This is a genomic window from Mycolicibacter sinensis (assembly GCF_001667945.1).
GTDB lineage: Bacteria > Actinomycetota > Actinomycetes > Mycobacteriales > Mycobacteriaceae > Mycobacterium > Mycobacterium sinense_B.
In genome coordinates, this window is the sequence record NZ_LZJK01000108.1 from 36,654 (window position 1) to 43,574 (window position 6,921).

Below are 6,921 nucleotides of genomic sequence, written 5' to 3' on the forward strand. Positions count from 1 at the left end.
GGCGCAAAAGTGCGAGTAGCACCTGCCCTCAGCGCAGAGTCATTTCTGCTGTGGCTGACGGCCCGCGGTTCGGCGATCGGCCTGTCACCCTCTGGGCATGGCGGAGCCCTTCATCGGCAGTGAGGCGTTGGCGACCTGGGCAGGCGGGGCAGTATCGGGCAGGCGGTCGCCAGGCTCGACGCGTTGGCGCATGCCACCGGCCTCAAGGTCGAGCAGGTGGCGGATCTCGTCGCCCGGCATCGGCACACCCGCGGCCTGCGGCAATTGGAAGCTGCCCTCGATCTCGTCGACGCCGGAGCGCAGTCGCTGAAGGAGTCCTGGCTGCGGCTGCTGTTGATCAATGACGGCTACCCGAATACTTCCTGGACATGGGGTGGCAGGACCTCATGCTCACGGTCGAATACGACGGCGAACAACACCGCACCAGCCGCCCCCGGTTCGTCAAGGACGCCGAACGCCTCGAGTACATCCAGCAGGTCGGCTGGACGCATATCAGAGTGCTCGCCGAGCACCGGGGCTGCGACGTGATTCGCCGCGTCAGGCGTGCTTGGGACGCCCCAAGACGGCAACGGAGAAATTAGGAGAGGCGCTCCACCACCATCGCCATGCCCTGGCCGCCGCCCACACACATGGTCTCCACGCCGAAGGTCTTGTCGTGGGTGGCCAGGTTGTTCAGCAGGGTGGCGGTGATGCGGGCGCCGGTCATGCCGAACGGGTGGCCCAGGGCGATCGCACCGCCGGACACGTTCAGCTTGTCCTCGTCGATACCGAGCTCGCGGGCCGAGCCGAGCACCTGCACGGCGAAGGCCTCGTTGATCTCGAACAGGTCGATGTCGGAGACCGACATCTTGGCGTTGGCCAGTGCCTTCTTAACCGCCTCGATCGGGCCCAGGCCCATGATCTCCGGCGACAGGCCCGACACCCCAGTGGACACGATCCGGGCCAGCGGCTTGAGGCCCAGCTGCTTGGCCTTGGTGTCGCTGGTGATGACCACCGCGGCCGCGCCGTCATTCAGCGGGCAGGCGTTGCCGGCGGTCACCGTGCCGTTCTCCCGGAATACCGGCTTGAGCTGGCTGATCTTCTCGTAGGTGGTGCCGGCGCGCGGGCCGTCGTCGGTGCTGACCACGGTGCCGTCCGGCAGCGTGACCGGGGAGATCTCGCGGGCGAAGAAGCCGCTCTTGATGGCTTCCTCGGCCCGGTTCTGGCTGCGCACGCCCCAGTGGTCCTGGTCTTCGCGGCTGATCCCGGTGTGCAGCACGACGTTCTCGGCGGTCTGGCCCATCGCGATGTAGATGTCCGGCAGGTTGCCGTCGGCGCGCGGGTCATGCCACTCGGTAGCGCCGGCCGCGGCGGCCTCGGTGCGAGCCACCGCGTCGTTGAACAGCGGATTCTTGCTGTTCGGGGCGCCATCGGCGGCGCCGATACCGAACTGGGAAACGGTCTCCACCCCAGCGGAGATGAAGGCGTCGCCCTCGCCGGCCTTGATCGCATGGAACGCCATCCGGGTGGTCTGCAGCGACGACGAGCAGTAGCGGTTCACCGTGGTGCCCGGCAGGAAGTCGTAGCCGAGCAGCACCGAGACGACGCGCGCGATGTTGTAGCCGGCCGCGCCGCCGGGCTGGCCGCAGCCCATCATCAGGTCGTCGATCTGGTGCGGGTTCAGCTCGGGCACCTTGTCCAGCGCGGCGCGCACCATCTGGGCGGCCAGGTCATCGGGCCGCATGGTGACCAGCGATCCCTTGCCGGCCCGGCCGATCGGCGAACGAGCAGTTGAGACGATGACAGCTTCGGGCACTTCTGGCTCCTCTGGTCGGGTACTCCAGGGAAATCTAGTCCGCTCAGGCCATCACGCGTGAATCGGCCTCGTCCAGCGCGGCGCACAGTGCCGGGATCAGTTGACTCGCCGCCAGCGCATAACCCGCCGCCGACGGGTGGTACTGGTCGGGGGCGAACAGCAAGCCGGGGGAGTTGCGAAACGCCGGCGTGCGCAAGTCGGCGAACGGGACGGCGATACCGCCGGCGGCCTTGACCGCCTGGGTCTGGGCCCGGGCCAGCTGCCGCGCCCGGGTGTGCGCGACCCAGCGCAGCGGTTGGGGGATCACGCTGATCACCGAGAAATCGGGGCAGGTGCCGACGACCACCACCGCACCGCTGCAGCGCAGCCGCCTTACCGCCGCGTGCAGCCGCTGCGCCGCGCCGGCGATCCCGTTGAGCGTGGTGACGTCGTTCGCGCCGATCATGATCACCGCCGCGTCCGGTGGCGGCCCGGCGACGAACATCGCGTCGACTTGCCCGGCGAGGCCCTTGGAGGTGGCGCCCACGATCGCCTTGGTGCTCAGCCGAACCCGTTTACCGGTCCGCTCCGCCAGCGCCCTGGCGATCAGCGCGCCGGGGACCTCCTCGGCCGAACAGCAGCCGTAGCCGGTCCCGGTCGAGTCGCCGAACATCATCAGGTGCAGATCGACGCCCAGGCCACGCTGAAAGCGCTGCACGGTGGTCTCGCCAGCAACGTATATGCCATCGGCGCGCGGTGGGATCTGGCATGCCCTAGGGATGGTTTGGCGGGCCAGGTCGGCCTGACCGGCCAACAGATTGCGCACACCCAGGTAGAGGGTTCCGCTGGAGGCGAGCGCTCCGGCGGTGGCCAGCGTGATCGCCGACCGCCGCGCCACCCGGATCCCCATGCCGCAAGTTTAGGCGAGCAAGCACCCCGGGGACCGGGTGTAGCAAACACAAATGATCACGATGCGGACCCGAAGCCGTATCGGAACGACTCTTAGGATCTCTTCACAAACGCGGCCGTGTGACGATACGAGCTACCGCGTTGGCTGTGCCGTCCGGGGCCGGCTGGAGGGAGTGTGCACCATGACCGCGCCCAGCAAGATTGCCAGCTCGCCGCGCACATTCAGCGGTCTGCGGCCCGGACCGCGAACCCACCGCTTCCCCCGCAATGACGGCCTGCCCGTCGAGGTCGTCGAGGACCCTCCCAGCGTCGAAGGACGGCTGGCGTGGCTGGCGGCCCGGCCCACGATCCGGACGGTGCTCTCGGTCGGCAGCTACCTTCCGCGCATGCCGTGGCCGTTCGGCCTGCTGGACTTCGCCGCCAAGGCGGTGCTGCCGGCGCCGGGTACCGTGCGCGCCACCATCCGGCTGCCGCGCTGCACCGCCCAGATGGTGCGGGCCGCCGGTGTTTTGCCGCCCGACGGCACCCGCCGGGTGGTGCTGTACATGCACGGCGGGGCCTTTCTGACCTGCGGGGCCAACACCCACGGCCGGCTGGTCACCAAGCTGTCGAAGTACGCCGACAGCCCGGTGTTGGTGGTCGAGTACCGGATGATCCCCAAGCACTCCATCGCCGACGCGATCGACGACTGCTACGACGCCTACCGGTGGCTGCGCCGCCAGGGCTACACACCGGACCAGATCGTGCTGGCCGGCGACTCAGCCGGCGGCTACCTGTCGCTGGCGCTGGCGGAAAAGCTGTTGGAGCAGGGCGACGAAGCCCCGGCGGCGATCGTCGCGATGTCGCCGCTGCTGGAGATCGCCAAGGAAGCCAAGAAGGCCCACCGGAACATCCACGTCGATGCGATGTTCCCGCCCAAGGCGTTCGACGCGTTCGTCGAGCTGATCGAAGATGCGGCACGGCGGGACCGCGTCCACGGCGGTGACATCCTCGAACCACTGCAGCACGTCAAGCCGGGGCTGCCGCGCACCCTGATCCACGTCTCCGGCTCCGAAGTGCTGCTGCACGACGCGCGGTTGGGCGCCAAGGTGCTGGCCGCAGCCGGCGTCCCGGTCGAACTGCGGGTGTGGCCCGGCCAGATCCACGTCTTCCAGATCACCGCACCGTTCGTGCCGGAGGCCACCCGGTCGCTGCGCCAGATCGGCGAATACATCCGCGAAGCCACCGGCTGACCCGGAGGGACCAACAACCTGAGACGATGGCAGACATGCGGATAGCGCGCCACATCAGTGATCTCATCGGCAACACCCCCCTGGTCGAGCTGGGTTCGATCGTTCCCGCCGGCGCGGGACGGGTGGTGGCCAAGATCGAATACCTCAACCCGGGCGCGAGCTCCAAGGACCGCATCGCGGTGAAGATGATCGACGCGGCCGAGGCCAGCGGGGCGCTCAAGCCCGGCGGCACCATCGTCGAACCCACCTCCGGCAACACCGGTGTCGGCTTGGCGCTGGTCGCGCAGCGCCGCGGCTACAAGTGCGTATTCGTCTGCCCGGACAAGGTCAGCGAGGACAAGCAGAACGTGTTGCGGGCCTACGGCGCCGAGGTCGTGGTGTGCCCGACTGCGGTGCCGCCCGACGATCCGGCCAGCTACTACAGCGTGTCCAACCGGCTGGTCGAAGAGATCGACGGCGCCTGGAAGCCCGACCAGTACTCCAACCCGGCCGGCCCGGAGAGTCACTACGAGACCACCGGTCCGGAGGTCTGGGCCGACACCGACGGCCAGGTCACCCACTTCGTCGCCGGGATCGGCACCGGCGGCACCATCACCGGCACCGGCCGCTACCTCAAGGAGGTGTCGGGCGGCCGGGTGCGGATCATCGGCGCCGACCCGGAAGGCTCGGTGTACTCCGGCGGTACCGGGCGGCCGTATCTGGTGGAAGGCGTCGGTGAGGACTTCTGGCCGGCCGCCTACGACCCGAGCATCCCTGACGAGATCATCGCGGTGTCCGACGCCGACTCGTTCGACATGACCCGGCGCCTGGCCCGCGAGGAAGCGCTGCTGGTCGGCGGGTCCTGCGGAATGGCCGTGGTGGCCGCGGTGGAAGCGGCCGTCAAAGCCGGGCCCGATGCGCTCGTGGTGGTGCTGTTGCCGGACGGCGGCCGCGGCTACATGTCGAAGATCTTCAACGACGCCTGGATGTCGTCCTACGGGTTCCTGCGCTCCCGGCTGGACGGCTCGACCGTGCAGCCCACCGTCGCCGACGTGCTGCGCGCCAAGTCCGGGGTGTTGCCGGACCTGGTGCACACCCACCCGTCGGAGACCCTGCGCGACGCCATCGGGATCCTGCGGGAGTACGGAGTGTCGCAGATGCCCGTCGTCGGCGCCGAGCCACCGGTGATGGCGGGGGAGGTGGCCGGCAGCGTGTCCGAGCGCGAACTGCTCTCGGCGGTCTTCGAAGGCCGCGCCAAGCTGGCCGACGCGGTGTCGCAGCACATGGGTCCGCCGCTGCCGCTGATCGGCTCGGGTGAAGTGGTCGGCGTCGCCGCCACCACGCTGCGAGAGGTGGACGCGGTGATGGTGGTCGAAGACGGCAAGCCGGTCGGGGTCATCACCCGCCACGACCTGTTGGGTTTCCTCTCCGACGGGCCGCGTCGCAGGTAGCCACGGCGAGGGTGCCTTGCGGTAGCGTGGCAATCCGCACCAATCGATTCGCCAGAAGGGTTGCCCATGACTGACTTCCCGCAGCCGCCCCAGGGCAATTACCCGCCCCCGCCCGGCGACTACCCCCCCCCGGTAACTACCCGCCGCCGCCGCCCGGCAACTACCCGCCCCCGCCGCCGGGATACGCCTCGGCCGGAAGCCCGGTCGGCCAGCTTCCGCAGGAGGCCTACACGTCGTGGCTGACCCGGGTGGGCGCCTACTTCATCGACTTCATCCCCATCCTGGTGCTCTACGGAATCCCGTCGATGATCGCCGGATCTACGGCGAAGAAGGAGTGCATCACCACGTCGACGGGGTTCGCCTGCACCGTCAGCCCGTCCGGCGCCGGCGCGATGCTGATGTTCGTCGGTTGGGTGGCGGCGCTCGGTTACGGAATCTGGAACTTCGGTTACCGGCAAGGGGTCACCGGGTCGAGCATCGGCAAATCGGTGATGAAGTTCAAGGTCGTCTCCGAGGCCACCGGCCAGCCGATCGGGTTCGGCATGTCGGTCGTGCGGCAGCTGGCTCACATCATCGACGGCGCCATCTTGTGTATCGGCTACCTGTTCCCGCTCTGGGACGCCAAACGGCAGACGCTCGCCGACAAGATCATGACCACCGTCTGCCTGCCGATCCGGTGAGCCAGGGTCAAGGACACGGCCTAAAGGGCCTGTCCACCAAGGCGATCCACGCCGGATTCCGTCCCGACCCGGCGACCGGCGCGGTCAACGCCCCGATCTACGCCAGTAGCACCTTCGCCCAGGACGGTGTCGGCGGCCTGCGCGGCGGGTACGAGTACGCGCGCACCGGAAACCCGACCCGGGCCGCGCTGGAGACCGCTCTGGCCGCGGTCGAGCACGGCAGTTTCGGACGCGCGTTCTCCTCCGGGATGGCCGCGACGGACTGCGCGCTGCGGGCGATGCTGCGCCCGGGCGACCACCTGATCATCCCGGACGATGCCTATGGGGGCACCTTCCGGCTGATCGACAAGGTGTTCACCCACTGGGGTGTGGCCCACACCCCGGTCGCGTTGGCCGACCTGGACGCGGTGCGCGCCGCGCTCACCGACAAGACCCGGCTGATCTGGGTGGAGACCCCCACCAACCCGTTGTTGTCGATCAGTGACATCGAAGGCATTGCGGCAATCGGTCGCAACTCCGGCGCAAAGGTGCTGGTGGACAACACCTTCGCTTCGCCGGCGCTGCAACAGCCGCTGACGCTGGGCGCCGACGTGGTGCTGCATTCGACCACCAAATACATCGGCGGTCACTCCGACGTGGTCGGCGGCGCGCTGATCACCGACGACGAGGAACTCGACGCCGCCTTCGCGTTCCTGCAGAACGGCGCCGGCGCGGTGCCCGGTGAGGAACTCCGCCACCGCGGTCGCATTCTCGCTGTGCCGCTGCATCCGCAGCACCAGCGTCTTGAGGCCCCGCAGGGTCAGGTAGGCGTCGAAGGGGCCGGGCACCGCGCCGGCGCCGTTCTGCAGGAACGCGAAGGCGGCGTCGAGTTCCTCGTCGTCGGTGATCAGCGCGCC

General features: G+C 68.9%; 4 protein-coding genes and 4 pseudogenes. 5 read left to right on the forward strand and 3 right to left on the reverse strand.

Annotated elements, in window-relative coordinates:
• Nucleotides 1-132: 132 nt before the first annotated feature.
• Nucleotides 133-581, forward strand: a pseudogene (locus A5694_RS22670) (DUF559 domain-containing protein); the annotation flags it as partial.
• On the opposite strand, the gene A5694_RS14530 reads toward A5694_RS22670, so the two are convergent.
• Both A5694_RS14530 and A5694_RS14535 read right to left on the reverse strand, forming a co-directional pair.
• Complete coding sequence (locus tag A5694_RS14530; RefSeq protein ID WP_064922530.1) at nt 578-1,795, reverse strand: acetyl-CoA C-acetyltransferase; 1,218 nt, start codon at nt 1,793-1,795, stop codon at nt 578-580. The pseudogene A5694_RS22670 and the gene A5694_RS14530 overlap by 4 nt on opposite strands.
• A gap of 43 nt (nt 1,796-1,838) precedes the next feature.
• Complete coding sequence (locus tag A5694_RS14535) at nt 1,839-2,684, reverse strand: SGNH/GDSL hydrolase family protein (protein WP_064922531.1); 846 nt, start codon at nt 2,682-2,684, stop codon at nt 1,839-1,841.
• A 181-nt stretch (nt 2,685-2,865) separates the two neighbouring features.
• Here A5694_RS14535 and A5694_RS14540 point away from each other — a divergent pair, with 181 nt between their 5' ends.
• The 4 genes and pseudogenes from A5694_RS14540 to A5694_RS14555 form a co-directional block, all read left to right on the forward strand.
• Complete coding sequence (locus tag A5694_RS14540; RefSeq protein ID WP_064922537.1) at nt 2,866-3,915, forward strand: alpha/beta hydrolase; 1,050 nt, start codon at nt 2,866-2,868, stop codon at nt 3,913-3,915.
• A 35-nt stretch (nt 3,916-3,950) separates the two neighbouring features.
• Nucleotides 3,951-5,345 (forward strand): cystathionine beta-synthase, encoded by a 1,395-nt coding sequence (locus A5694_RS14545; protein ID WP_064922532.1) that lies wholly within the window; start codon nt 3,951-3,953, stop codon nt 5,343-5,345.
• A 66-nt stretch (nt 5,346-5,411) separates the two neighbouring features.
• Nucleotides 5,412-6,025 (forward strand): annotated as a pseudogene (locus A5694_RS14550) (RDD family protein).
• Nucleotides 6,022-6,747, forward strand: a pseudogene (locus A5694_RS14555) (aminotransferase class I/II-fold pyridoxal phosphate-dependent enzyme); the annotation flags it as partial. The pseudogenes A5694_RS14550 and A5694_RS14555, both read left to right, overlap by 4 nt.
• Before the next feature lie 48 nt (nt 6,748-6,795).
• Here A5694_RS14555 and A5694_RS24680 read toward each other — a convergent pair.
• A pseudogene (locus A5694_RS24680) lies at nt 6,796-6,915 on the reverse strand (PLP-dependent transferase); the annotation flags it as partial.
• Nucleotides 6,916-6,921: the final 6 nt, after the last annotated feature.

Excerpts from the sequence above, each read along its gene's own strand:
- A5694_RS14545 (WP_064922532.1), top strand. The coding sequence starts at position 3,951 with ATGCGGATAGCGCGCCACATCAGTGATCTCATCGGCAACACCCCCCTG.
- A5694_RS14540 (WP_064922537.1), top strand. The coding sequence starts at position 2,866 with ATGACCGCGCCCAGCAAGATTGCCAGCTCGCCGCGCACATTCAGCGGT.
- A5694_RS14535 (WP_064922531.1), bottom strand. The coding sequence starts at position 2,684 with ATGGGGATCCGGGTGGCGCGGCGGTCGGCGATCACGCTGGCCACCGCC.